Annotated in this window: 2 rRNA genes; both read left to right on the forward strand. The window is 56.4% G+C overall.

Going from position 1 to position 1,599, the window contains the following annotated elements:
- Positions 1-1,394, forward strand: a 23S ribosomal RNA gene (locus ABZ659_RS35810); the annotation flags it as partial.
- Between the two features lie 88 nt (positions 1,395-1,482).
- Positions 1,483-1,599: ribosomal RNA gene (gene rrf / locus ABZ659_RS35815) — 5S ribosomal RNA — on the forward strand.

Genomic DNA, 1,599 nt, shown 5'->3' on the forward strand with positions numbered 1-1,599 from the left:
GTCTGAGACCTGATGCCGAGCCGATTGTGGCGAAGTGGATGATCCTATGCTGTCGAGAAAAGCCTCTAGCGAGTTTCATGGCGGCCCGTACCCTAAACCGACTCAGGTGGTCAGGTAGAGAATACCGAGGCGTTCGGGTGAACTATGGTTAAGGAACTCGGCAAAATGCCCCCGTAACTTCGGGAGAAGGGGGGCCATGTCCGGTGATCGTCCTTGCGACGTGAGCTGGGGGTGGCCGCAGAGACCAGCGAGAAGCGACTGTTTACTAAAAACACAGGTCCGTGCGAAGCCGTAAGGCGATGTATACGGACTGACGCCTGCCCGGTGCTGGAACGTTAAGGGGACCGGTTAGCTCCATTTCGGTGGGGCGAAGCTGAGAACTTAAGCGCCAGTAAACGGCGGTGGTAACTATAACCATCCTAAGGTAGCGAAATTCCTTGTCGGGTAAGTTCCGACCTGCACGAATGGCGTAACGACTTCTCGACTGTCTCAACCATAGGCCCGGTGAAATTGCACTACGAGTAAAGATGCTCGTTTCGCGCAGCAGGACGGAAAGACCCCGGGACCTTTACTACAGTTTGATATTGGTGTTCGGTTCGGCTTGTGTAGGATAGCTGGGAGACTTTGATCATCGGACGCCAGTTCGGTGGGAGTCGTCGTTGAAATACCAGTCTGGTCGTGCTGGATGTCTAACCTGGGTCCGTGATCCGGATCAGGGACAGTGTCTGATGGGTAGTTTAACTGGGGCGGTTGCCTCCTAAAGAGTAACGGAGGCGCCCAAAGGTTCCCTCAGCCTGGTTGGTAATCAGGTGTTGAGTGTAAGTGCACAAGGGAGCTTGACTGTGAGACCGACGGGTCGAGCAGGGACGAAAGTCGGGACTAGTGATCCGGCGGTGGCTTGTGGAAGCGCCGTCGCTCAACGGATAAAAGGTACCCCGGGGATAACAGGCTGATCTTCCCCAAGAGTCCATATCGACGGGATGGTTTGGCACCTCGATGTCGGCTCGTCGCATCCTGGGGCTGGAGTCGGTCCCAAGGGTTGGGCTGTTCGCCCATTAAAGCGGTACGCGAGCTGGGTTTAGAACGTCGTGAGACAGTTCGGTCCCTATCCGCTGTGCGCGTAGGAGTCTTGAGAAGGGCTGTCCCTAGTACGAGAGGACCGGGACGGACGAACCTCTGGTGTGCCAGTTGTTCTGCCAAGGGCATGGCTGGTTGGCTACGTTCGGGAGGGATAACCGCTGAAAGCATCTAAGCGGGAAGCCTGCTTCGAGATGAGGACTCCCACCTCCTAGAGAGGGTAAGGCTCCCAGTAGACGACTGGGTTGATAGGCCGGATATGGAAGCACGGTAACGTGTGGAGTTGACCGGTACTAATAGGCCGAGGGCTTGTCCTCAGTTGCTCGCGTCCACTGTGTTGGTTCTGAAACCACGAACAGTCCCACCCGTTCATGGGTGGTGTGGCTGTGTACAGTTTCATAGTGTTTCGGTGGTTATAGCGTGAGGGAAACGCCCGGTTACATTCCGAACCCGGAAGCTAAGCCTTACAGCGCCGATGGTACTGCAGGGGGGACCCTGTGGGAGAGTAGGACGCCGCCGAAC

The sequence above is a fragment of the Streptomyces sp. NPDC006997 genome, from assembly GCF_040635175.1.
Lineage (GTDB): Bacteria > Actinomycetota > Actinomycetes > Streptomycetales > Streptomycetaceae > Streptomyces.